This is a genomic window from Pseudonocardia oroxyli (assembly GCF_900102195.1).
GTDB lineage: Bacteria > Actinomycetota > Actinomycetes > Mycobacteriales > Pseudonocardiaceae > Pseudonocardia > Pseudonocardia oroxyli.
This window is the reverse complement of record NZ_FNBE01000003.1, coordinates 53,916-77,305: the sequence shown is the minus strand read 5'-3', so window position 1 is coordinate 77,305 and position 23,390 is coordinate 53,916. Positions and strand designations below refer to the sequence as shown.

The window sequence follows — 23,390 nt, the reverse complement described above, 5'->3', positions numbered from 1 at the left end:
CTGCGCGGCACCGATCGTTCGTCTAGGAAGAGGGGGTGACGGACACGATGGCGAAGGTCCCCCCGCTCGTCCCACCCCCCGTGGAGCTGCCGGAGCGGGTCGCGGCGCTGCGCGCCGAGGTGCGGGCGTTCCTGGCCGAGGAGCTGGCGGCGGACCGATGGCGCCCCCGGGCGGACACCTGGCTGTCCGGGTGGGACGAGCGGTTCAGCAAGGAGCTGGCCGCGCGCGGCTGGCTCGGGATGACGATCCCCCCGGAGTACGGCGGGCACGGCCGCGGCGCGCTGGAGCGGTACGTGGTGACCGAGGAGCTGCTGGCCGCGGGCGCGCCGGTGGCGGCGCACTGGATCGCGGACCGGCAGATCGGGCCCTCGCTGCTGCGGTTCGGCACCGAGGAGCAGCGGCAGGCGTTCCTGCCGGGCATCGCGCGCGGCGAGGTGTACTTCGGCATCGGCATGTCGGAACCGGACTCGGGTTCGGACCTCGCGTCCGTGCGGTCCCGGGCCGAGCCGGTCGACGGCGGCTGGGAGCTGACCGGCACGAAGGTCTGGACGTCCGGTGCGCACCGCGCGCACGCCTTCTTCGCCCTGGTCAGGACGTCGCCGAAGGACGAGACGAACCGGCACGCCGGGCTGTCTCAGCTGATCGTGGAGCTGGACTCGCCGGGTGTCACCATCCGGCCGATCCCGCTGCTGACGGGCGCCCACCACTTCAACGAGGTCGTGTTCGACAAGGTCTTCATCCCCGAGAGCCGGGTGCTGGGGGAGATCGGGCAGGGCTGGCACCAGGTCACCTCCGAGCTGGCGTTCGAGCGGTCCGGCCCGGAGCGGTACCTCTCGACGTTTCCCCTGCTCACGGCCCTGCTGCGGGAGGCGCACCAGGTCGACGAGGAGCGGCTGGGCGGGCTCGTGTCGCGGTACTGGACGCTGCGGCGCATGTCGCTCGCGATCGCGGGTGCGCTGGAGGCGGGGCAGGCGCCCGAGCTGGCGGCCGCGGTCGTGAAGGACCTCGGCACCCGCTTCGAGAACGAGGTGATCGACGCCGCCCGGACCCTGCTGCCGACGGCACCCGATCCCGGCGGCACGGGCTACGCCCGGCTGCTGGCCGAGGCGGTGCTGCACGCGCCCGGCTTCACGCTGCGGGGCGGGACCAACGAGGTCCTGCGGGGGATCACGGCACGAGGGTTGGGGCTGCGATGAGTGCAAGCGAGGGTGTGCGATGAGTGAGGTCCGGGAGATGGCGGAGCAGGTCTTCGCCGACGCGTGGGACGTCGAGGCCACCGGGCTCGACGCAGACCTCTGGAAGACCCTGGAGCAGACCGGGCTCGCCCGGTTGACCCTGCCCGAGGAGGCGGGGGGATCCGGCGGCACGTTCGCCGACTGGGTCGCGGTCGCCACCGCGGCGGGGCAGTACGCCGCGCGGGTGCCGCTCGTCGAGACCGAGCTCGCCGCGTGGCTGCTGCACGCCGCCGGTCTGGAGGTGCCGACCGGGCCGCTGTCCGTCGCGGTGGATGAGGGCTCCGACACGCTGCACCGCGTCCCGTGGGGTCGGGCGGTCGGCGGGGTGGTCGTGCCGGCAGGGGATCGCGTCTCGCTGGTCGACCCCGCATCCGCGCAGGTCACCGAGGGGACGAACGTCGCCGAGGAGCCCCGGGACACCCTCGTCGGTGCGCGGGTGGTCGCGGAGGGCACCGCGCCGTCGACGGTGGCGGTGGAGTTCCCGCTGCGGGCGGCGCTGGGCCGGTCGCTGCTGCTCGCGGGGGCGGCCCGCGCGGCGCTCGCGATGTCGGTCCGCTACGCGACCGAGCGCGTGCAGTTCGGCCGCCCCATCGCGAAGCTGCAGGCCATCCAGCAGAGCCTCGCGCTCGCGGGCGCCGAGGTGGCGGCGGCCGAGGCCGCGTCCGCCGCCGCGGCGGGGGAGGCGCAGCGGGTCGGTTTCCCCGAGGCCGCGCTCGCGGTCGCCGCGGCCAAGGCACGCTGCGGCGAGGCGGCGGGCGAGGTCGCGCGGATCTCCCACCAGGTGCACGGCGCGATCGGTTTCACCCGCGAGCACTCCCTCCGCCTGGCCACCACGCGGCTGTGGGCGTGGCGGGACGAGGACGGCAGCGAGTCCCGGTGGAACCGGCTCGTCGGGGCGCGGGCCGTCGAGGCGGGCCCCGGCGGGCTCTGGGCCCTGCTCACCGGTACCCCGTAGCCGAGCGGATCCCCGCCTCGGTCAGGAGGCGGGGATCTTGCGGAAGTCCCAGCTGGTGATCTTCTCGGGGACCAGGCGCAGCCACGCGTGCTTGCCGTCGCGGACGACCTGGCCGCCCGAGTACTTGTCCGCGAACGCCTGCTCGACGGCCTCCAGCTCGGGGTTCGGCTCGCCGATCCGCGGGATCTCGCCCACCGGCTCCACCCGTCCGCGGATCTCGACGCCACGCAGCTCGGTGTAGGCCTCGCCCGCGTCGACGACCGCGCCGATCCGCGGGTCCGCCTCCAGGTCCTTCCAGCGCTGCGCGCGGGTGAGCGAGGTCAGCCACATCGCCGCGCCGTCCCAGTGGAACCACAGCGGGGTCGCGTGCGGGCCGTGCGTGCCGTTGGTCGCCACCCGGACGGTGCGTTCGGACGCGAGGAAGGCGTCCCGCTCGTCGTCGGACATGGCGATGGCGCGGCCCCGGCGCTGGGTCGTCATGATCCCCACCCTAGGCCGGTGGACCCGTTGGGGTGGAAGTGCAACCCAGGGTGATCGGGCGTCGTTAGCCTCCGACTGCTCCCCGAAGTCGAAAGGCCCCGCATGCGTCGTGTCGCCCTGGTCCTCGCCGTGCTGCTCACCGGATCCGCGCTGGTCGCGGGCGTCGCACAGGCGGACACGCCGGGCCGCTACGTGGCACTGGGGGACTCCTACAGCGCCGGGCCGCTCATCCCGCCGCAGGGCGGCCTCCCGCCGGGCTGCCTGCGGTCGGGGCAGAACTTCCCCTCCGTGGTCGCGGCCGGGATCGGCGCGGCGGAGTTCGTCGACGTCTCCTGCAGCGGCGCCACCACGGACGACTTCACCGCACCCCAGAACGTGGTGCTGGGCCAGGCCCCGCCCCAGTTCGACGCCCTCACCGGCGACGAGGACCTGGTCACCCTGACCATCGGCGGCAACGACATCGGGTTCGCGGACATCATCGCGCGCTGCGCCCTGACCTCGCCGCTGAACCCGCTGGGCGCCGGCTGTAAGGACTCCTACGGCACCACCCTCGACGAGCGCATCGCCGTCGCGGGGGAGAAGGTCGGGACCGCGCTCGCGGCGATCGTCGCGCGCGCACCGCACGCGACGGTCGCGCTGGTCGGCTACCCCGCCCTGCTGCCGGACGAGGGCCCCGGCTGCTTCCCGGTCGTCCCGTTCAGCCCCGGCGACGTCGCCTGGCTGCGCGGGGTCGAGAAGTCCCTGAACGCGACCCTCGAGGCGCAGGCCGAGGCCGCGGGCGTGACGTTCGTGGACACCTACACCCCGACGATCGGCCACGACATGTGCCAGGTCCCGGGCGTGAAGTGGATCGAGGGCCTGCTCCCGACCGCCCCCGCGGCCCCGGCCCACCCCAACGCCCAGGGCATGCGGGCGATGGGCACCGCGGTCCTCGACACCCTCACGCGCGCTCACTTGTCGGCGTAGGAGTCCACCAGGTTCGCCTCCAGCGGGACCCGGACCTCCGTCGCACCGAACAGCGTGCGGGTCGCGGTGTCCGACGCCTGCTGGATCAGCCCGGCGGCCTCCTCGGCCGCCTCCGCCGGGGCGTGCAGCAGCACCTCGTCGTGCTGGAAGAACACCAGCTGCGTGGGGTTGCCCGCGCGGTGCAGGGCGTTGCGCAGCTCGGCCAGCAGGATCAGCGCCCACTCCGCGGCCGTGCCCTGCACGACGAAGTTGCGGGTGAACCGGCCGCGGGCCCGGGCCCGGGCGGGCTCCTCGTCGCCGGGCCGGGCGGCGGGGCAGGTGCGGCCCAGCCAGGACCGCACGAGCCTGCCCTCCTCGCCCGCCCGGGCGGCGTCCTCGACCACGGCGATCGCGGCGGGGAACCGGCGGCGCAGCAGGGCGAGGTGGGTGGCGGCGTCCCCCGAGGTCTGGCCGTAGATGACACCCAGCACGGCGAGCTTGACCCTCCCCCGGGCGGTCTCCGCACCGAACAGCTCGGTGGCCAGGCCGGTGTAGAGGTCGGTCGCCGCGGCGGTCTGCGCGAGCGCCCGGTCGCCCGCCATCGCGGCGAGGATCCGCGGTTCCAGCTGGGCCGCGTCCGCCGCGATCAGCACGTGCCCGGGGTCCGCCCGCACGGCCGCCCGGACGGTCTTGGGGATCTGCAGCGCCCCGCCGCCCCGGGAGGCCCAGCGCCCGGACACGACCCCGCCCACGACGTACTCGGGCCGGAACCGCCCGTCCTTCACCCAGGTGTCGAGCCAGGCCCAGCCGTGGGCGGCGTGCAGGCGCGCCAGGTCCTTGTAGGCCAGCAACGGGGCGACGGCGGGATGGTCGACCTTCTTGATCACCCAGGAACGGGTGTTGGGCAGCTCGAACCCGACGCGCGCGAACGCGGCGAGCACCTCGGCGGGGGAGTCGGGATTGACCGGGCGGCCGAACGCGGCGTCGACCTCCGCGGCGAGCGCCGCGAGCCGCGGCGGCCGCGCCCAGCCGAAGGGGCGGGGGCCGAGTGCCTCGGTGAGCAAGGCGTCGTGCACGTCGCGGCGCCACGGCAGGCCCGCGGCGCGCATCTCCTCGGCGACGATCCCGCCCGCCGACTCGGCCGCGGCGAGCATCCGGAACCGCGGGTCGGTGAGCCGGGCCTGCTGGGCGGCGTGCACCTCGACGACCTCCCGGAGCGTGGCGAACGGGTCGGGCTCCTCGCGGCCGAACAGGGCGGGTCGCTCGTCGGCCTCCGCGGGCTCCGGATCGGCGGTGACGGGTTCGCCGCGCAGCCGGGCCACCGCCGCGGCGAGCCCGTGCGGCGCGCCGAACCGCCCGTCCGCACCCACGAGCAGGCCCTCCACCAGCTCGACGTCGTGGGCCCGCCCGATCCGCACCCCGTGCGCGAGCAGCGTGCGGTAGGTGCGGTGGTGCCGCCACACCCATCGGTCCACCCGCAGCTGTGCGAGCTGCGCGAACGGGAGATGGCGCGGCGGGCCCGCGGGCTCCCCGCCGGGCCCGAGCTCCTGCACCAGCGCCCCGCCCTCGGTCGCCTCCACCGCCGCGCGGGTCATGCGACCCTCAGCGCCTGCGCTGCAGGCGGTGGACCGGGAGACCTGCGAGGAGTCCGCGCTCGGCGATGCCCCGGATCTCCTCGGGTGCGGCGCCCACCGCGCCGAGGACGTCGTTCGCCGCGAGCACCCCGGTCATCGCGGCCCGCTCCATCAGGCCGGACGGGTGCGGGCACTCCACGTAGTCCCCGGCCACCCGGATGCCGGGGGCGTCGGTGCGCACGCCGGGGCGGGCGCCCGCACTGCCCGGCGGGAAGGCGGGCGCCGTCGCCTCGGAGCGCTCGACCAGGTCGACGACCTGCGCCTGCGCCGTCTCCGGCCAGATCGCGGCGAGCTCGGCGCGCATCCGGCGGGTCGCCTCGCCCGCCGTGGGCGCGGTGCAGGCGTAGGAGTGCAGCTCGAGGATCTCCCCGCCGGTGCGGGCGGCCCAGCGTGCGGACTCGCCCTCCAGCCGGGAGTAGACGGTCACCGAGTCCAGCGTGGGCTCGCCGGAGACCGCGCTGAACACCGCCCGGTCCGGCCGGACCGGGCGGTCCAGCCACAGCCGGGTCACGGCGAAGGGGGGCGCGAGCTGCAGCGCCGCCGCCCGCCGGGCCAGGTCCGGGGCGACCGGCGACCGGGCCAGCAGGGTGCGCAGACCCCCGGGATCGAGCGCGAACACCACGTGCTCCGCCTCGTGCTGCTCCTCGGGCGCCGACCCCGACCGCACCCGCCAGCCCGAGCCGACGCGGTCGAGCCCGTCCACCCGCACCCCGAGCCGCAGGTCCGCACCCCGTTCGCGCAGGTAGCCCGCCAGCGGGTCCCAGATCGCGGTGCGGTGGTCCTCGGCGGGCGCGTCGAAGCCGATGCCCGCGGGGTTGCCCAGGAAGTAGTAGTGGAACATCGCGACGAGCTCCGCGGCGGACAGCCCGGACTGGTCGCAGAAGAAGGACCGGGCGAACGCCTCGAACAGCATCTCCCGGGCCCGCTCGGACACCCCGAGCCCGCGGAGGAACTCCGCGGCGGACAGGTCGTCGAACCGGGCGGCGGTGTCCGCGGGGGAGTGGGCGAGCAGGGCCAGGCCGAGGCCCGCGTCCGCCCCTGCGATCTCGCGCAGCCGCAGGCTGGGTGAGCGGGCGAACAGCGCCAGCAGGTTCAGCGGCGGGGCCGCCGGGAGCGACCCGAGATCCTCCGCGGGCCAGCGGCGCGAGATCACCGGGTAGCCCACCACCGGGCGCAACGGCGTGCCGACCCGGGCCAGGATCGCCCGCCAGGTGTCGTAGTGGCGGAAGAAGGCGTGGAACCCGTGCTCGACGACCTGCGCCGACCCGTCCGGCAGCGTGTGCGACCAGGCCCCGAGCCGCCCGCCCAGGAACTCGGCCGCCTCCAGCACGGTGACCCGCACGCCGCGCTCGGCGAGCACCACCGCGGCCGAGATCCCCGCGATCCCGCCGCCGACGACCACCGCACGGGTCCCCTCCGGCACCCGCCGCGGCAGGTGCGGCCGACCGGGGACCAGGACGAGCGGCGCGCGGCGCCAGGGGAGGGTGCGGGGCACGGGTCCACCCTAGGAAGCCCCACCGACAGAACCTCCGCGCACCCGCCTGCTGCGATACTCCCGCCGTGCGGGGGCGGGCGTGGGTCGGGGAGCTGCGGACCTGGGCGACGGGCGTGGACCCCGGGTGGGGGCGGCTGCGGTTCGCCGGGGTCGGGACGGCGGCGATGGCGCTCGCCGTCCTGCTGATGTCCGGGGTGCGGGCGCTGTCCGGCCAGCCGATCACGGTGGTGCTGTTCGCCGCCGTGCTGGCGATGGTCAGCAACCTGTCGGTCACCGAGCCGGGGCTGGGGCGCCGCCGCGTCACGACGGCGCTGATGGTGCTGCCCGCGGCCGCCTCGACGATCGTCGGGACGCTGCTCGTGGAGTACCGCACGGTGTCCGACGTGGTGTTCGTGCTGGTCATGATGGTCGCGGTGGTCGTCCGCCGGTTCGGGGCGCGCGGCACCGCGCTCGGCATGGCGCTGTTCATGCCCTACTTCTTCACCCAGTTCCTGCAGGCCCGCCCGGAGCAGCTGCCGTGGTTGCTGGCGGCGGTGGGTGTCGGGATCGGGTCGACGCTCCTGCTGCGCGGCTTCGTGTTCGCCGACGACCCGGAGAAGATCCTCGACCGCCTCACGGTCGCGCTGCGGGCGCACGTGCACGCGCTCGCCCTCGCGGTCGTCGACGTCCTGGAGGCCCCCGCGCAGGACCGCGCGAAGATCGACGACGCGTTGCGGGACGTCGCCCGCCGCCGCACCCGGCTCAACGACACGATGCTGCAGGTCGCCGACCAGTTCGACCGGCTCGACCGGCCCGAGGACGAGTCCCGCGAGCTGCAGCTCGCCGATCTCGAGCTGGCGGCCGAGCGTCTCGCCGTGTCCACCCGCAGGCTCGCCGACGATCCGGCCCGTCCGGGCGCCCTGGAACCGGAGGTGCGGCGGGCGCTGATCGCCGGGGCGCGCGGGATCGCGGCGGGGACCGCGACCGGGATCCCGGACGACAGCCGCGCCATCGCGCTGGCGGGTGCCCGGCGCAGCGTCGACCCGCTCGCCGCCGAGCACGGCGGCGCCCGGCCCCGCGAGCAGCGGCTCGCGTTCGCGGTCGTCCGCCTCGCCGACGCCCTGGAGGGCGGCGGCGACCATCCGCCGCCCGCCCCGGTCGAGGTGGACCCGGACGCCGAGCCGGAGGAGGAGACCACCGAGGAGCCGAAGGGGCTCGCCCTCTCCACCCGGCAGGCGGTGCAGGTCGGGGTCGCGACGAGCCTGGCGATCGTCGCGGGGGAGCTGGTCTCGCCCGCCCGGTGGTACTGGGCGGTCATCGCGGCGTTCGTCGTGTTCGCCGGGACCGCGAGCCGCGGCGACGTCCTGACCCGGGGGTGGCAGCGGCTGGTCGGCACGGTCGGCGGCGTGGTCGCGGGGATGGGCCTGGCGCTGCTGGTCGGCGGGCACGTGGTCGTCTCGCTGGTGCTGCTGGCCTGTTGTGTGTTCCTGGCGCTGTACCTGGTCCGGATCTCCACGGGCCTGCTGGCCTTCTGGATCACCGCCGTCCTCGCGCTGCTCTACGGCGTGATCGGCCAGTTCTCCGTCGAGACGCTGGTCCTGCGGGTGGTCGAGACGGCCGTCGGCGGGGCCCTGGGCGCACTCGCCGGCTTCCTCGTGCTGCCCAAGCACACGCGGGAGGCCTTCCGCGAGGCGCTCGACGAGACCGTCGACGCCCTGGACGACACCCTGGCCGCGACGACCGACCGCCTCCTCGGCCGGCCCGCCGCCGGTGTCCCGGTCGAGCTGGCCCGGGTCGCCGACGAGAAGCTCAAGGTGCTGCGCGAGCGGGCGAGACCGCTGGACAGCCCGCTGCCGCGGCGCCGCGGACGGGGCAGCTACCAGCGGGCGCTGCGGGTGCTGACGGCCGTGGACCACTACGCGCGGTCGTTCGCGCGGCTGTCCGACGGGCTCGTCGCGCCGGAGTGGACGGCGCTCGACCCGGCCGTCGCGGCGGTCCGGGCGAACCTCGCGGCACTCGGCGAGGTGCTCGCCGAGCAGGCCCCCGAGGTCCGCTCCGCCGAGCAGCTGGTCGACGAGGCCGAGGCCGCCGCCGCGACCACCGAGGATGCCGCGCGGCGGACCGAGATGCTGGCCGCCGCCCGGCTGGTCCGGCGCATCGACCAGGTCGTCGTGCGCCTCGTCGACGACCTCGCGGGCGTCCCCGCGGGGACGAGCGGTCAGCGGGGATAGCTCAGTGGGGATAACTCGGCGGGGATGGCTCAGCGGGGATAGCTCTGGGGTGACGAGACGCCGCAGTGGGCGCAGGTCTCCAGCGGGATGCGGTCGGGGTCGCCGACGGCGGTGCGCACGGTCAGGGCGGCGAGCACGCCCGCGGCGGCCAGCAGCCCGGCGGTGATCAGCAGCGCCGTGCGGAAACCGGCGGCGAAGGCCGCCGGATCGGTGTAGTCGGCTCCGGCGATCCCCGCCAGCCCCGGGATCACCGCGACGGCGAGCAGCCCGGCCGACCGGGCGACCGCGTTGTTGACCCCGGACGCCGCGCCCGCGTACCGGTCGGGTGCGGCGTCGAGGACCGTGGCGGTCAGCGGCGCGACGGTGAGCGTGAGCCCGACGGCGAAGACCAGCACCCCCGGCAGCACGTCGAGCAGCCAGGACGCGCCCGGCCCGATCCGCAGCAGCAACAGCACCCCGACCGCCGCGACCAGCGGCCCGACGGTCATGGGCAGGCGCGGCCCGATCCGCTGCGCCAGCGCCCCGGACCGGGCCGAGAACAGCAGCATCAACACCGTGACCGGCAGCAGCGCGGCACCGGCGAGCACCGGCGGGAACCCCGCCACCACCTGCAGCTGCAGCACCAGCAGCAGGAACAGGGTGCCGAGGGCGGCGTAGAGCAGCAGCGTGACGACGTTGGCGGCGGTGAACACCCGGCTCGCGAACAGCGTCGGGGGCACCAGGGGGTGCCGCGACCGCCGCTCCACCAGCACGAACACCACCAGGGCGAGCACCCCGACCAGGGTGACGGGCCATCGCCCCTCGGTGAGCCCCCACGTGAGCCCGCCGAGGCCGACGACCGCCGCCACGGTCCCGGTGAGATCGAGGCCCGGCGCGGCGGCCGGGTCCCGGGACTCGGGGACGTGCCGCAGCGCCACCCACACCACCAGCACCGCCAGCGGCAGGTTGATCAGGAACACCGCCCGCCACGTCCACTCGACGAGCCAGCCGCCGAGGAACGGGCCCACCGCACCGGCGATGCCGCCGAGCCCCGACCAGGCCCCGACCGCCGCGGCGCGGTCCGTGCCGTGGAAGGACGCGGAGATGATCGCCAGGCTGCCCGGGGCGAGCAGCGCCCCGCCCACCCCCTGCAGCGCCCGCGCCGCCACCAGCGTCTCGATCGTCGGGGCGAACGCGCAGAGCGCCGAGGCGACGGCGAACCAGACGACGCCGATCACGAACACCCGCCTGCGCCCGAACCGGTCGCCGAGCGACCCGCCGAGCAGGATCAGCGCGGCGAGCCCCAGCGTGTACGCGTTCACCGTCCACTGCAGCCCGGAGAACCCGGCGTCCAGCTCCTCGCCGATGTGCGCGAGCGCCACGTTGACGACGGTGCCGTCGAGCATCGCGAGGCTGGAGCCCAGCACGGTGCCGAACACCACCCAGCGCCCCGCGGGTGTGCCGAGGCGGAGCCCGGTGTCGGCCATGTCGCGCACAGTACGCTCGGCCGTCGATCATCGGTGAGGCCCGCAGTGGCACCGTCGCGCCCGTGGGCGCGGTGGCGGCAGGCCGGGACGGGCGAACAGAGGGCGAGGAGTGGCCGTGGCCGTGCACGTGCGGGTCGGGGACGACCGGGTCGGGACGATCGAGCTGGACCGCCCCGAGCGGCGCAACGCGCTGAACGTCGAGACCTGCGAGGGCATCGTCGCGGCCGTCGAGCAGGTGCGGGCCGAGCGGGCGCGCGCGGTCGTCGTCACCGGCAGCGGCACGAGCTTCTGCTCCGGCGCGGACTTCGGCGAGGTCTACGGCGAGCACTTCACCACGGCGCTCTACGCCGCCCTGCAGGCCGTGTTCACGCTCCCGGTGCCGGTCGTCGCGGCCGTGAACGGGCCCGCCATCGGCGGCGGCACCCAGCTCGCGATCGCCTGCGACCTGCGCGTCGCCGCGGAGGGAGCCCGCTTCGCGGTGCCGACGGCCCGGCTCGGCGTGGCCGTGGACCCGTGGACGATCCGGCGGCTGGAGCAGCTCGCCGGAGGAGCGTTGGCCCGGTCGGTCCTGATCGGCTGCGAGACCGTCGGGCCCGAGCTCGCGCACGCCCGCGGTCTGGTCGACCGCCTCGGCAGCCCGGCGGACGCCCACGCCTGGGCCGCGGAGCTCGCCGGCCTCGCCCCGCTCACCCTGGCCTACAACAAGCAGGTGCTGGACCGGGTCGACCTGCCCGCGTCCGACCCCGTCCTGACCGGGGCGTTCGCGGCGTGCTGGTCCAGCGCGGACCTGGCCGAGGGCCGGGCGGCCCGGGCCGAGAAGCGGGCGCCCGCCTTCGAAGGCCGGTAGGGCGCTAGGCCGTTCGGAGGGCGGCGGTGACGGTCCGTCGCCGCCCTGTGGTCCGTACCTCACTCGAAGGTCTCGACCTGCACCCACGGTGACCGAACGAGGCCACCTCCCGGCATCCCGCGCGTCTACCGGTCGTTGCCCCGTGAAGCACGGGGGTGAGAGGCGGTGGAGATGCGCAGGGCGCGCGGATGGACGGTCGGTGCGGTGACGGGTGCTGCGGTGGCCCTGGTCGCCTCGCTCGGGATCGGCGTCGCCGATGCGGCGCCCACCTCTGCACCCCGCACGTACCCGACCGGTGCCACCCCCTGCACCGCGACGGCCAAGGCCTGCGTGGACGTCGACGGCCGGACCGCCTGGCTGATGGACGGCCACGGCGCGATCGTCCGCGGACCGGTCTCCGTGCAGACCGGAGACGACGAGGACCCCACCCCCCGCGGCACCTTCCACGTGCAGTGGAAGGCCGAGCAGTACACCAGCCGCGAGTACCTGACCCAGATGCCGTACTCGGTCTTCTTCGCCGACGGCGGCGTCGCCTTCCACGAGGGCCGCCAGGACACGCCGTCGGCGGGCTGTGTGAAGCTCGACGAGGCGGACGCGAAGGCCTGGTTCGCCTACCTCCAGGTCGGCGACGAGGTACAGGTCACCTGAGGTCACCCTCAGTTCGTCCGTCGTAGGGGTTCTACCGGTAGTAGAATCGCAGGCGTGCCGAGCTTGGGTGAGTTGGAACGCGCCGTCATGGAGGTCCTGTGGGCCGGGGCGGGTGAGCTGACCGCGCGCGAGGTCCAGGAGGCACTGGCCGACCGCGAGCTGGCCACGACGACCGTGCTCACCGTGCTCGGCAGGCTCGAGCGCAAGCAGTTGGTCGTCCGCACGCGGGACGGCCGGGCCCACCACTACCGTCCCACCGCCTCGCGGGAGGACCACGTGGCCGAGCTGATGAACGACGCGCTCGACGGCGCCCCCGACCGCGGCGCCGCCCTCGCGCGCTTCCTCGGCTCGATCCCGCGCGAGGAGCGTCGCAAGCTGCGGGACCTGCTGGACTGAGCACGGCCCCGGTCCGGGATGATGGAGCGATGGCGCTCGCTGCGCTCGGTCTCCTGGTGCTCGGCGTCGTGCTCGCCGAGCCGGTCAGCCGTGCGTTCGCGCGGGCCCGCTGGACCCGTCGGGACCCGGTCGGCGCGCTCCTCGTCTGGCAGGCCATCGGCCTCGCGGGCGGGCTCTCGCTCGTCGGCTGCGGCATCGTCTACGGCCTCTCGCCCCTCGGTTCGTCCCTCCCCGACGCCGTCGGCACGCTGGTGCGGGAGTGGAACGACGGCCGGTGGCCGGACCGGTTCGACGCGCTGCACGTGATCGCCTTCGCCGCCTCCGTGGTGGTGGGCGGCCGGCTGCTCTGGGTGCTCAGCACCATGTACTGGCGCACTGTGCGGGCCCGGCGCAGGCACCGCGACCTGCTCGACGTGTTGGCCACCCCCTGGCCGGACTCGCCCGGCACCCGCGTGCTCGACCATCCCCAGCCGGTCGCGTACTGCCTACCGGGGCGCAGCTCGCGGCTGGTCGTCTCGGCGGGTGTGCTGGAGGCGCTGGAGCCCGAGGAGGTGTGGGCCGTGCTTGCGCACGAGCGCTCTCACCTGCGGGAACGGCACGATCTGGTGGTCCTGCCCTTCGTCGCGTGGGGCGCCACGGCGCCGTTCGTGCGCGGCATGGAGTGCGCGCAGGTCGCCGTGGCGGAGCTGATCGAGATGCGGGCGGACGACGTCGCGGCCTGCAAGTCCGAGCCGCACGAGCTCGTCGGCGCCCTGAAGACCGTCGGGGGCAGCGCCCCCGCCGCGGCGCTGTCGTCCTTCACCGACGCCCTCGAAGCCCGGATCGAGCGGATCTCCGCGCACCCCTCGCCCCTGCCGCTCGTGGCTCGCGCCGGCGTCCGGCTCGTCGCGGTCGCGCTGGTCGCGGTCCCGACGGTCCTGTTGCTCCTGTGACCCGCGCCTCCGGCGCCCGTGCGTGGTAAGTGGTGCCAGAGCACCACTTACCACGCACGAGCGCCGGAGGCGCCGCAGAAGTGTTGCGCGGTAATCACCTCGCGGGCGTAGCGTGGATCGGGTGCCGCTTACCGCACCTTCCGATCTCCCCCGCACCCTCGGCGCGCTCCGCAGCTCGGGACACGAGCTCAAGGGCGTCAAGACCGAGATCCGTGACAACCTGCTGACCGCCCTGCGCACGGGGACCGACCCGTGGTCCGGCATCGTCGGCTTCGAGAACACCGTGCTCCCCCAGCTGGAACGGGCCCTGATCGCGGGGCACGACGTCGTCCTGCTGGGCGAACGCGGTCAGGGCAAGACCCGGCTGCTGCGCTCCCTGGTCGGACTGCTCGACGAGTGGACCCCCGTCATCGAGGGCTCCGAGCTGGGCGAGCACCCCTACGACCCGATCGCCCCGCTGTCGATCGCGCGGGCCGCCGAGCTGGGCGACGACCTGCCGGTGACCTGGGTGCACCGCTCGGAGCGCTACACCGAGAAGCTCGCCACCCCGGACACCGCCGTCGCCGACCTGATCGGTGACGTCGACCCCGTCAAGGTCGCCGAGGGCCGTTCCCTCGGTGACCCCGAGACCATCCACTTCGGGCTCGTCCCGCGCGCGCACCGCGGCGTCGTCGCGATCAACGAGCTACCCGACCTGGCCGAACGGATCCAGGTCGCGCTGCTCAACGTGATGGAGGAGCGGGACATCCAGGTCCGCGGCTACACGCTGCGGCTGCCCCTGGACATCCTGCTGGTCGCCTCCGCGAACCCCGAGGACTACACCAACCGCGGCCGGATCATCACCCCGCTGAAGGACCGCTTCGGCGCCGAGGTGCGCACGCACTACCCCCTGGAGGTGGCCGACGAGGTCGCCATGGTCGTCCAGGAGGCGGACCTGGCCGCGGAGGTCCCGCGGCACCTGATCGAGGTCGTCGCCCGGTTCACCCGGCACCTGCGCGAGTCGAGCGCCGTGGACCAGGCGTCCGGTGTGTCCGCCCGGTTCGCGGTCGCCGCCGCGGAGACGGTGGCGGCGGCGGCCCTGCGCCGCGCCGCGCTCGTCGGCGAGACGCGGGCCTACGCCCGGCCCGTCGACCTGGAGGCCGTGCCCGCCGTGCTGCGCGGCAAGATCGAGTTCGAGTCCGGCGAGGAGGGGCGCGAGGAGGAGATCCTCGAGCACCTGCTGCGCCGCGCCGTCGCCGACACCGCGCGGTTCGCGCTGCGCGGGGTCGACCTGGGCGGGCTCGCCGACGCGGTGGCGACCCACCCGGTCCGCACCGGCGAGCGGGTGCCCGCCGCCGAGGTCGTCGCCAAGCTGCCGACGGTTCCGGTGCTGACCGAGGTCGCGACCCGGCTCGGGGCCGAGGGGACCGAGGACCCGGGCCCGATGGCGTCGGCCGCCGAGCTGGCCCTGGAGTACCTCTTCCTCACCCGCAAGCTGGCGAAGGACGAGACCGACGACGGCGACACGGTGGAATATGGCTGATCCGCGCAGGCGCAGACGTCGGTACGCCTACGGGCCCTACGCGGGCGGACCGGACCCGCTGGCCCCGCCGTTCGACATCCGGTCGGCGATGGACCAGATCGGCCGGGACGTCATGGAGGGGTCCTCGCCCCGCCAGGCGCTGCAGGAGCTCCTGCGCCGGGGACTCGACGGCGACCGCGGGCTGGACGAGCTGTCCCGGCAGGTCTGGGAGCGGCGCCGGAACCTGCAGCGGGACAACCGGATCGACGGCACGCTGCAGGAGGTCCGCGAGCTGCTGCAGCGCGCCATGGACGCCGAGCGGGAGGCGTTGGGGAACGAGGACTCCGACGACGCCCGCTTCCGGGAGATGCAGCTCGACGCGCTGCCGTCCGACACGGGCGGCGCGGTCCGGGAGCTGGGGTCCTACGACTGGAGGTCCTCGGAGGCCCGCCAGGCGTACGAGGACATCCGGGACCTGCTCGGCCGCGAGCTGATGGACCAGCGGTTCGAGGGCATGAAGCAGGCGCTCGAGGGGGCGACCCCGGAGGACGTCGAGCGGATCAACTCGATGTTGGAGGACCTCAACTCCCTGCTGGAGAACCACGCGAACGGGCAGGACACCACCGAGCAGTTCCAGGAGTTCATGCGGGAGCACGGGGACTTCTTCCCCGAGAACCCGCAGAACACCGACGAGCTGATCGACACCCTGGCGCAGCGGTCCGCCGCCGCCCAGCGGATGCTCAACTCGATGTCCGCCGAGCAGCGGGCCGAGCTGATGGAGCTCTCGCAGCAGGCCTTCGGCGACCCCCGCCTCGCGCAGCAGATGTCCCGGCTGGACTCGATGCTGCAGGGGCTGCGGCCGGGCGAGGACTGGGACGGCTCGGGGCGCTTCCGCGGCGACAACCCGATGGGGATGGGCGAGGCGACCCGGGCGCTGGAGGAGCTGGGGCAGCTCGACGCGCTGGCCGAACAGCTCGCGCAGAGCTACCCGGGCGCGCGACTCGACGACATCGACCTGGACGCGCTCACCGAGATGCTCGGCGAGCAGGCGGGCGTCGACGCGCGCACGCTGGCCCAGCTCGAGCGCGAGCTGCAGCGCCAGGGTCTGTTCGAGCGGGCGGCGGACGGCACGTTGTCGTTGTCGCCCAAGGCGTTGCGCAGGTTGGGGCAGTCGATCCTGCGGGACGTCGCCGAGCAGCTGTCCGGCCGCAACGGCCAACGGGACACCCGTCGGGCCGGTGCGGCCGGGGACGCGACCGGGGCGACCCGGCCGTGGGCCTTCGGCGACACCGAGAGCTGGTCGGTGCCGCGGACGCTGCTCAACGCCCAGCTGCGCAAGGCGTCCGGGGACACCCGGGACCTCGACGTGACGGACGTGGAGATCGTCGAGACCGAGCAGCGCACCCGTGCCGCGGTCGCCCTGCTCGTCGACACGTCGTGGTCGATGGTGGCGGAGGGGCGGTGGGTGCCGATGAAGCGCACCGCACTGGCCCTGCACCAGCTGATCTCCACCCGGTTCCGCGGGGACGCGCTCCAGCTCGTGACGTTCGGGCGGCACGCCCAGTCCGTCGAGCTGGGGGAGCTGGTGGGTCTGGAAGGCGCGTACGCGCAGGGCACCAACCTGCACCACGCGTTGCTGCTGGCCGGGCAGCACCTGCGGAAGAACTCGGACGCCACCCCGGTGGTCCTCGTCGTGACCGACGGCGAGCCCACCGCCCACCTGGAGCCGGACGGCGAGGCGTACTTCGACTACCCGCCCAGCCCGTACACGCTGCGGGCCACCATCGGCGAGCTCGACAAGCTCTCCGGTCTGCGGGCGAAGTTCACCTTCTTCGTCCTGGGCGACGACCCGCGGCTGGCGGTGTTCATGGACGGCCTCGCGAAGCGGGTCGGCGGCCGGGTGGTCAATCCCACCGTCGACGGCCTGGGCGCCGAGGTCGTGGAGGACTATCTGAAACGCCGCAGCTAGCAGGCATTATGGAGCCATCACGGTCGTCTGGGGGCGGGATGGCTCCATATGCCGCTCACGGCGGGAGGTCGAGCGGGTCTGCCGCGTTCGTGCGCCACTGGTCGACGGTCCTGATGTAGCGGAAGAGCTCCTGGCTGCCGGGGGCCCAGCGGCCCTGCCGCGCGATGTCCAGCAGGGCGGCGCCCGCCCGGTAGGACTCGGTGGCGAACCCCGCCCGCAGCGAGTGGCAGGTGACCGGGTGGCTCAGCCCGGCCCGCTCCCCGGCGCGGCTGATCACCGCGGTGACGGCGTCGGGGGACAACGGCCGGTCGCCGACCACGTCGTGGCGGTCGACCCGCCGGAACGCGGGACCCGACCCGGCGCAGACCCGCCGCCAGGCGAGCCACGCGGTGCGCGGGCACAACAGCGGGTGCCGACGGCGGGGGAGCGCGCTGCGCCCGGTCGTCTTCCCGACCCGGACGTCGAGGACCAGGCCGTTCTGCTCGACCGTCACGTCCCCGGCGCGCAGGTGGGCCTGGTCGCTCGCCCGGGTGGCGCCGTAGAAGCCGATGGTCAGCATGGCGCGGTCGCGCCGACCCGCGTTCGTGTCCGGGCAGGCCTTCGACATGGCGAGCACCGCGGCCAGGTCGACGGCCACGGCCTGGCCCCGCCCGCGCCGGATCCCGTCCTCGGCGAGCCGCCGCCGATACACCGCCAGAGCCTCGCGGGCGGCCTCCGGCCCGCGGGGATCGAGGTCCGCGCCGAACCGGCGCAGGCCGTGCAGCGCCCCGGCGATCCGCCTGCGGATGGTCGCCGGGGCCGCCGGTGTGCCCGCGGGACGGTCGAGCCGCGGCGCGCCGTTCTCCAACCAGAGCACGAACCCGACGAGCGCACCCCGCCCGGCCGACAAAAGCGGGATCGCGGCCCATCGGGTGTAGTCGGTCCAGGCCGCCCAGTCCTGGGCGTACGCCTCCCGGGTCCCCGCGACCCGTCCGTCCTCGAGGTAGCGGTCGGCCGCCGCGTCGAGCGCCTGCAGGCGTGCGCGCAGGTCGTCGTGGCCGGTGACGAGGTCGGTCGTGTGAGTCGGGTCGGCGGGGGCGGTCGGGTCGGGCGTTGAGCGGAGCGCGAGGTGCGCGTGATCGTCGCTCACGGGGTGAGTATCGGGCGCGTGACGGTGCGGCGGGTGGAGGCGCGCGGTGGGGCGCTGGCCCTCGTGATCCACACGTCGGGCGAGCGGCGGTCGCGGAGCGACCGTCCTGCTCCCGGGCCGTGGATCATCGCCCAGGCGCCTCGCCGCGGCCGTGATCCACGGCTGGGGCGGGTGGAGGTCGCTCAGCGACTGTTCTGCTTCCCGAGTGTGGATCAGGACCGGTCCGAGCCGCGGGAGAACCATGATCCATACGTGGGGCGGGTGGGGGTCGCTGAGCGACCCCTGCGCTCCTCGGGTGTGGATCAACGGTTCGAGTGGATCACGGCCGCGGCCGTGATCCATGGGTGGGCCGGGTGGGGGTCGCTGAGCGACCCCTGCGCTCCTCGGGTGTGGATCAACGGTTCGAGTGGATCCAGCCGCGGCCGTGATCCACGGCTGGGGCGGGTGGAGGTCGCTCAGCGACCGTCCCGCGCCCGAAGCGTGGATCACCCGTCTTCGGCGGCGCTCGCGCGGCTCGATCCGGCTTCTGACCCGGGAGAAGAGGGTTTCTCCCGAGCTGAGCATGTGCGCACCAGCTGAATTACAGCAACTCAATTCGATGTGGAAGTCTGTAAGTGTGGAAGAAGAGCCCCGGTTGTGTGCGTTCCGGCAGTGCCGCGCGGCGTTGCCGCAGCTCAGCGGGCGGGGCAACCGCCCGCGCTACTGCCAGGACGGCAGGACCTGGGGGCCGAACGGGCTCAGCTGCAAGTCGGCCGAGGCCGCGTTCGTCGCGGTCGAGTCGCTGACGGAGGCGGACTCGGCGCTCACCTCTGCTGCGCTCGACGCGCTCGGGGACAGGCTGGCCGTGGCCCGTGCGCCGCTGGCCGACCTGCTGGCGGCGGTCGACGTCGTCGGGCGGCAGGTCGCGGAGGAGGCCGCGGGCGCGCTCGCCGAGCGGGACCGGGCGCGGGAGGCCGCGGCCGAGGACCGCGGGGCCCGCGAGCGGGCCGAGGCGGACGCCGCCCGGCAGCGGGCGGAGGCCGACGCCGCGGGGGCACGGGCGGCGGAGGCGGTGGAGCTGGCGTCGGCGGCGGACCGGGCGCGGGTGAAGGCCGAGCAGGCCGCCGCGGCCGCGCTGCGGGAACAGCTGCGCGCCGAGGGCAGGGTCGACGCGCTGACCGACCGCCTCCGGCGCGCCGAGGAGTTGGCCGAAGTGGCGGCCGCGCAGGTCGCGGAGCTGCGTACCCAACTGAGCACGCTGCAGGCCACGGCGCGCGCCACCGACGCCACCCTCGCCGAGGAGCGGTCCCGCGCCGCGCGGGACGCCGACGCCCACCGTGCCGAGCTCGCCGCCCGTGACGAGGCCGCGGCCGGTCTACGCGCCGAGCACGACGACGCCGTCGCCCGGCTGCGGGAGGATCACCACACCGACCTCGCCCGGCTGCGTGCCGACCACGAGAGCGCCGTCGCCCACCTCCGCGCCGAGCTCGACGAGGATCGGCGGCTCCACGCGACCGACGTCGAGCGGCTGCGCGCCGAGCACGCGAGTCTCGTCGAGCGGCTGCGCGCCGAGCACGCCGCAGCCACCGAGCAGAGCCTCGCCCGGGAGCGCGCCGAGGCCGCCGAGCGTCGGGAGGCCGCGCTGGACCGACTCCGCGGCGAGCACTCCGCGGTGCGCGAGGAGCACTCCCGGCTGGTCGCCGACCTGCACCGACAGCTCGGCGCGGCCGATCACGAGATCATGAGCCTGCGCCGGGACCTGGAGCGCGCTGGCTCCTGAGCACGCGCTGGGCGGGCACCAGTGTTCACCACGCTCCGACCTCGCCCGATCGCGAGGTCACGACCTGGCGGCGGGCCCGGGGCGTGCCGATCCCCGAGCCCCGATCAGACCTTGCGCCGGGACGTGGAGCGCGCCGGCCCCTGACCGCGCTCCGGACGGGCAACCTGATCACCCGCCAGGCCAGGTGCGAGCCTGGTGCTCATGCCGACGGTTCGACCACGAGCAGCTGGGCGTCCTTCGCCACGGTGCCGCCGACCCGGGCCCGCAGCTCGCGGACGGTGCCGTCCACCGGGGCCGTCAGGACGTGCTCCATCTTCATGGCCTCGACCACCACGAGGGTCTGGCCCGCGGTGACCTCCTGCCCCTCGCCGACCTCGACCACGGTGACCGTGCCCGGCATGGGGGAGAGGACGGGGCCGCCGCTGCCCGCGGCGCCCTCGGCGGCGGGGTCCAGCGCGGTGTGCTCGCGGACCGCCCAGGTCTGTCCATCGCCCGCCAGCCACAGCGTGCCCGCCGCATCCCGCGCCGCGGTCCAGGTGCGGGTGACACCGGCCTGGGTGTGCCGGTAGCCGCCGGGGATCCCGACGGTGGACGTGGGGACGGGGTCCTCGCCGTCGAGCACCAGCTCCGCGGCTTCGGCGCGGCCTCGCGTGCGGACCTCGACGGGTTCGTGGCCGTCGATCTCGAACCGCCCGGCGGTCCAGGCGTGCTCGCCGAGCCGCCAGCCGCCGGGGAGGTCGAACGGGTCGACGACCGCGCCGTGGGGCTCCAGCTCGAGCAGCCCGATCCCCGCGGCGGCGCCCAGGACGTCCACGGGCAGCTCGGTCCGGGTCAGCGACTCGAGCCTGCGACCGACCAGGCCCGTGTCCAGGTCGCCTGCGCGGACGTCCGGGTCCGCGAGCAGGGCCCGGAGGAAGCCGACGTTCGTGCCGAGGCCCAGCAGGACGGTGTCGGCGAGCGCGGCGTCGAGCCGGCGCAGCGCCTCGGCCCGGTCGGCGCCCCAGGCGATCACCTTGGACAGCATGGGGTCGTAGTCCGACCCGACGGTGCCGCCCTCGACGACGCCGGAGTCGACGCGCACCGTCGTCGGCTCGCGCAGGGCGAGGATCCGGCCGCCGGTGGGGAGGAACCCGTTCGCCGGGTCCTCGGCGTAGACCCGCACCTCGACGGCGTGGCCGCGCGGCTCCAGGACCTCCGGCCAGGGCGCGGCCGCGCCGGCGGCGACCTGCAGCTGCAGCGCCACCAGGTCGACGCCGTAGACCTCCTCGGTCACCGGGTGCTCCACCTGCAGGCGGGTGTTCATCTCCATGAAGAACCAGTCGTCCGGGTTCTTCCCGTCGACGATGAACTCGACCGTGCCCGCGCCGACGTACCCGCAGGCCCGGGCCGCGTCGCAGGCCGCGGCCCCCATGGCCGCCCGCTGCGCGGGGGTGAGCAGCGGCGACGGCGCCTCCTCGACGATCTTCTGGTGGCGCCGCTGCAGCGAGCACTCGCGTTCGCCGAGGTGGACGACGCCGCCGTGGGCGTCCGCGAGGACCTGGATCTCGATGTGGCGGGGCGCGGTGATCAGCCGCTCGACGAGCAGGGTGTCGTCCCCGAACGAGCCGCGGGCCTCCCGCTGTGCCGACGCGATCGCCCCGGACAGCTCCTCGGCCGCGTACACCTCCCGCATCCCCTTGCCGCCGCCGCCCGCGGAGGGCTTGAGCAGGACCGGGTACCCGATCCGGGCGACGGCCACCTCGACGTCCTCGACGCCCTCCGACCCGGGCACCACCGGCACCCCGGCCTTCGCGACCGTCTGCTTGGCCCGGATCTTGTCGCCCATCGCGTCGATCGCCGCCGCGGGCGGACCCACGAAGACCAGCCCGGCCTCGGCGCACGCCGCGGCGAACGCCGTGTTCTCCGACAGGAACCCGTAGCCGGGGTGGATCGCCTCGGCGCCGGTGGCGCGCGCGGCGTCGAGCACGGCGTCGATGTCGAGGTAGCTGCCGATCCGCACGGCGGTGTCCGCGGCGGTGACGTGCGGGGCGGCGGCGTCGGGATCGGTGTGCACGGCGACGGAGCGGATCCCGAGCGCGCGCAGCGTGCGGATCACCCGCACCGCGATCTCGCCGCGATTGGCCACGAGGACGGTCGAGAACATCAGCGGACCTCCAGAGCTCACGGGACGCACGGGGCTCACATCCGGAAGACGCCGAACGCGGGATCCCCGAGGGGCGCGTTGGCGGCGACGGACAGGGACAGCCCGAGGACGGTGCGGGTGTCGGCGGGGTCGATCACGCCGTCGTCCCACAGCCGGGCGGTGGAGTAGTAGGGGTGGCCCTGCGACTCGTACTGGGCCCGGATCGCCTCCGGGTCCGCGTTCCCGACGGTCCCGAGCACGGTCGCGGCCTGCTCGCCGCCCATGACCGAGATGCGGGCGTTGGGCCACATGAACAGGAAGCGGGGGGAGTAGGCGCGCCCGCACATGGCGTAGTTCCCGGCGCCGAACGACCCGCCGATGACGACGGTCAGCTTGGGGACCCGGGTGGAGGCGACGGCGGTGACGAGCTTGGCCCCGTTCTTCGCGATGCCGCCCGCCTCGTACTCGCGGCCGACCATGAACCCGGAGATGTTCTGCAGGAACACCAGCGGGATGCCGCGCTGGTCGCACAGCTCGATGAAGTGGGCGCCCTTGAGCGCGGACTCGGAGAACAGGATCCCGTTGTTGGCCAGGATGCCGACGGGGTGGCCGTGGATGTGCGCGAACCCGGTGACCAGGGTGGTGCCGTACTCGGACTTGAACTCGCCGAACTCCGAGCCGTCGACGATGCGGGAGATCACCTCGCGCACGTCGTAGGGGGTGCGCGAGTCGGTGGGGACGACGCCGTAGAGCTCGGCCGGGTCGACGACGGGCGCGACGGTCGGGCGGCGCTCCCAGGGCGGTGCGACCCGCGGCCCGAGGGTGGCGACGATCGAGCGCACCTTCCGCAGGGCGTCCGCGTCGTCGTTCGCGAGGTGGTCGGTGACGCCGGAGACCTTGGCGTGCAGGTCGCCGCCGCCGAGCTCCTCGGCGGTGACGACCTCGCCGGTCGCGGCCTTCACCAGCGGCGGGCCACCGAGGAAGATCGTCCCCTGGTTGCGGACGATGACGGCCTCGTCGGACATCGCCGGGACGTAGGCGCCGCCCGCGGTGCAGGAGCCCAGGACCGCCGCGATCTGCGGGATCCCGAGCCCGGACATGGTGGCCTGGTTGTAGAAGATCCGGCCGAAGTGCTCGCGGTCGGGGAAGACCTCGTCCTGGCGGGGGAGGAAGGCGCCGCCGGAGTCGACCAGGTAGACGCACGGCAGCCGGTTGTGCAGGGCCACCTCCTGCGCGCGCAGGTGCTTCTTGACCGTCATCGGGTAGTAGGTGCCGCCCTTGACCGTCGCGTCGTTGGCGACGATCACGCACTGCCGCCCCGACACCCGCCCGACGCCGGTGATCATGCCCGCGCCGGGGGCGTCCCCGTCGTAGAGGCCGTGCGCGGCGAGCGGGGACAGCTCCAGGAACGGCGAGCCCGGGTCGACGAGGGAGTCCACCCGGTCACGGGGCAGCAGCTTCCCGCGCTCGACGTGGCGGGCCCGCGACCTCTCGGGGCCGCCGAGCCGGGCCGTGGCCAGCTGGGCGGCCAAGTCCGCGACCAGGTTCCGGTGGGACTCCGCGTTGCGGGCGAACGCGTCCGAGCCGGGATCGGCGGTGGACCGCAGCGTCGTGGTCATGGAGCCACGGTAACTGACCGCCCGTTCAGTCAGCAATGGGCTAGGGTG

The 23,390-nt window shown here is 74.9% G+C and carries 18 protein-coding genes; 11 read left to right on the top strand and 7 right to left on the bottom strand.

Features of this window, described 5'->3' with window-relative positions; genetic code table 11:
- The first annotated feature begins 35 nt into the window (after positions 1–35).
- Both BLS43_RS05370 and BLS43_RS05365 read left to right on the top strand, forming a co-directional pair.
- Entirely contained in the window at positions 36–1,196 is a 1,161-nt protein-coding gene (locus BLS43_RS05370; RefSeq protein ID WP_342741134.1) for an acyl-CoA dehydrogenase family protein, read from the top strand.
- Positions 1,197–1,215: 19 nt separating this feature from the next.
- Complete coding sequence (locus BLS43_RS05365; RefSeq protein ID WP_093077665.1) at positions 1,216–2,190, top strand: acyl-CoA dehydrogenase family protein; 975 nt, start codon at positions 1,216–1,218, stop codon at positions 2,188–2,190.
- Positions 2,191–2,211: 21 nt separating this feature from the next.
- Here the strand turns inward: BLS43_RS05365 and BLS43_RS05360 are convergent, their stop codons facing one another.
- Positions 2,212–2,670, bottom strand: a complete 459-nt coding sequence (locus BLS43_RS05360) for a pyridoxamine 5'-phosphate oxidase family protein (protein ID WP_093077664.1) — start codon at positions 2,668–2,670, stop codon at positions 2,212–2,214.
- Positions 2,671–2,772: 102 nt separating this feature from the next.
- Between BLS43_RS05360 and BLS43_RS05355 the strand changes: the two genes are divergently transcribed.
- The gene (locus BLS43_RS05355) at positions 2,773–3,636 is read left to right on the top strand and encodes an SGNH/GDSL hydrolase family protein (protein ID WP_093077661.1); all 864 of its coding nucleotides are present in this window, start codon (positions 2,773–2,775) and stop codon (positions 3,634–3,636) included.
- Here the strand turns inward: BLS43_RS05355 and BLS43_RS05350 are convergent.
- Positions 3,621–5,210 carry a bifunctional 3'-5' exonuclease/DNA polymerase gene (locus BLS43_RS05350; RefSeq protein ID WP_093077658.1) on the bottom strand — a complete coding sequence of 530 codons (1,590 nt, stop codon included), beginning with the start codon at positions 5,208–5,210 and terminating at the stop codon, positions 3,621–3,623. The two genes, BLS43_RS05355 and BLS43_RS05350, sit on opposite strands and share 16 nt — an antisense overlap.
- Positions 5,211–5,217: 7 nt before the next feature.
- On the bottom strand, positions 5,218–6,744 hold the full coding sequence (locus tag BLS43_RS05345; RefSeq protein ID WP_093077655.1) for an FAD-dependent oxidoreductase: 1,527 nt from the start codon (positions 6,742–6,744) through the stop codon (positions 5,218–5,220).
- A 65-nt stretch (positions 6,745–6,809) separates the two neighbouring features.
- Here BLS43_RS05345 and BLS43_RS05340 point away from each other — a divergent pair, with 65 nt between their 5' ends.
- Entirely contained in the window at positions 6,810–8,954 is a 2,145-nt protein-coding gene (locus tag BLS43_RS05340) for an FUSC family protein (protein ID WP_093077653.1), read from the top strand.
- Between the two features lie 29 nt (positions 8,955–8,983).
- Here the strand turns inward: BLS43_RS05340 and BLS43_RS05335 are convergent, their stop codons facing one another.
- Positions 8,984–10,420, bottom strand: coding sequence for an MFS transporter (locus BLS43_RS05335; protein ID WP_093077651.1), 1,437 nt, complete (start codon positions 10,418–10,420; stop codon positions 8,984–8,986).
- 115 nt (positions 10,421–10,535) lie between these two features.
- Between BLS43_RS05335 and BLS43_RS05330 the strand changes: the two genes are divergently transcribed.
- From BLS43_RS05330 to BLS43_RS05305, 6 genes are all read left to right on the top strand, one after another.
- Positions 10,536–11,267 carry an enoyl-CoA hydratase gene (locus BLS43_RS05330; RefSeq protein ID WP_245707316.1) on the top strand — a complete coding sequence of 244 codons (732 nt, stop codon included), beginning with the start codon at positions 10,536–10,538 and terminating at the stop codon, positions 11,265–11,267.
- Positions 11,268–11,471: 204 nt separating this feature from the next.
- The gene (locus BLS43_RS05325; protein WP_245707315.1) at positions 11,472–11,915 is read left to right on the top strand and encodes a L,D-transpeptidase; all 444 of its coding nucleotides are present in this window, start codon (positions 11,472–11,474) and stop codon (positions 11,913–11,915) included.
- Positions 11,916–11,969: 54 nt separating this feature from the next.
- Positions 11,970–12,311 carry a BlaI/MecI/CopY family transcriptional regulator gene (locus tag BLS43_RS05320; RefSeq protein WP_093077648.1) on the top strand — a complete coding sequence of 114 codons (342 nt, stop codon included), beginning with the start codon at positions 11,970–11,972 and terminating at the stop codon, positions 12,309–12,311.
- A 29-nt stretch (positions 12,312–12,340) separates the two neighbouring features.
- On the top strand, positions 12,341–13,243 hold the full coding sequence (locus tag BLS43_RS05315; protein WP_093077645.1) for a M56 family metallopeptidase: 903 nt from the start codon (positions 12,341–12,343) through the stop codon (positions 13,241–13,243).
- Between the two features lie 121 nt (positions 13,244–13,364).
- Positions 13,365–14,765, top strand: coding sequence for an ATP-binding protein (locus BLS43_RS05310; protein ID WP_093077642.1), 1,401 nt, complete (start codon positions 13,365–13,367; stop codon positions 14,763–14,765).
- A complete protein-coding gene (locus BLS43_RS05305; RefSeq protein ID WP_093077639.1) occupies positions 14,758–16,713 on the top strand; it encodes a vWA domain-containing protein in 1,956 nt (651 codons plus the stop codon). The genes BLS43_RS05310 and BLS43_RS05305 overlap by 8 nt, the downstream gene beginning before the upstream one ends.
- Before the next feature lie 55 nt (positions 16,714–16,768).
- Here the strand turns inward: BLS43_RS05305 and BLS43_RS05300 are convergent, their stop codons facing one another.
- Entirely contained in the window at positions 16,769–17,842 is a 1,074-nt protein-coding gene (locus BLS43_RS05300; protein WP_245707314.1) for a tyrosine-type recombinase/integrase, read from the bottom strand.
- A gap of 616 nt (positions 17,843–18,458) precedes the next feature.
- Between BLS43_RS05300 and BLS43_RS05295 the strand changes: the two genes are divergently transcribed.
- Entirely contained in the window at positions 18,459–19,601 is a 1,143-nt protein-coding gene (locus BLS43_RS05295; RefSeq protein ID WP_143029946.1) for a coiled-coil domain-containing protein, read from the top strand.
- A gap of 199 nt (positions 19,602–19,800) precedes the next feature.
- Here the strand turns inward: BLS43_RS05295 and BLS43_RS05290 are convergent, their stop codons facing one another.
- Together BLS43_RS05290 and BLS43_RS05285 are read right to left on the bottom strand one after the other, a co-directional pair.
- Positions 19,801–21,744, bottom strand: coding sequence for an acetyl/propionyl/methylcrotonyl-CoA carboxylase subunit alpha (locus tag BLS43_RS05290; protein WP_093077632.1), 1,944 nt, complete (start codon positions 21,742–21,744; stop codon positions 19,801–19,803).
- 35 nt (positions 21,745–21,779) lie between these two features.
- Positions 21,780–23,342: a carboxyl transferase domain-containing protein gene (locus BLS43_RS05285; RefSeq protein WP_093077631.1), complete on the bottom strand. Its 1,563-nt coding sequence runs from the start codon at positions 23,340–23,342 to the stop codon at positions 21,780–21,782.
- Positions 23,343–23,390 lie beyond the last annotated feature (48 nt).

Coding starts and splice junctions, on each gene's coding strand:
- BLS43_RS05305 (WP_093077639.1), top strand. CDS start 14,758: ATGGCTGATCCGCGCAGGCGCAGACGTCGGTACGCCTACGGGCCCTAC.
- BLS43_RS05290 (WP_093077632.1), bottom strand. CDS start 21,744: ATGTTCTCGACCGTCCTCGTGGCCAATCGCGGCGAGATCGCGGTGCGG.
- BLS43_RS05315 (WP_093077645.1), top strand. CDS start 12,341: ATGGCGCTCGCTGCGCTCGGTCTCCTGGTGCTCGGCGTCGTGCTCGCC.
- BLS43_RS05335 (WP_093077651.1), bottom strand. CDS start 10,420: ATGGCCGACACCGGGCTCCGCCTCGGCACACCCGCGGGGCGCTGGGTG.
- BLS43_RS05285 (WP_093077631.1), bottom strand. CDS start 23,342: ATGACCACGACGCTGCGGTCCACCGCCGATCCCGGCTCGGACGCGTTC.
- BLS43_RS05360 (WP_093077664.1), bottom strand. CDS start 2,670: ATGACGACCCAGCGCCGGGGCCGCGCCATCGCCATGTCCGACGACGAG.
- BLS43_RS05350 (WP_093077658.1), bottom strand. CDS start 5,210: ATGACCCGCGCGGCGGTGGAGGCGACCGAGGGCGGGGCGCTGGTGCAG.
- BLS43_RS05355 (WP_093077661.1), top strand. CDS start 2,773: ATGCGTCGTGTCGCCCTGGTCCTCGCCGTGCTGCTCACCGGATCCGCG.
- BLS43_RS05365 (WP_093077665.1), top strand. CDS start 1,216: ATGAGTGAGGTCCGGGAGATGGCGGAGCAGGTCTTCGCCGACGCGTGG.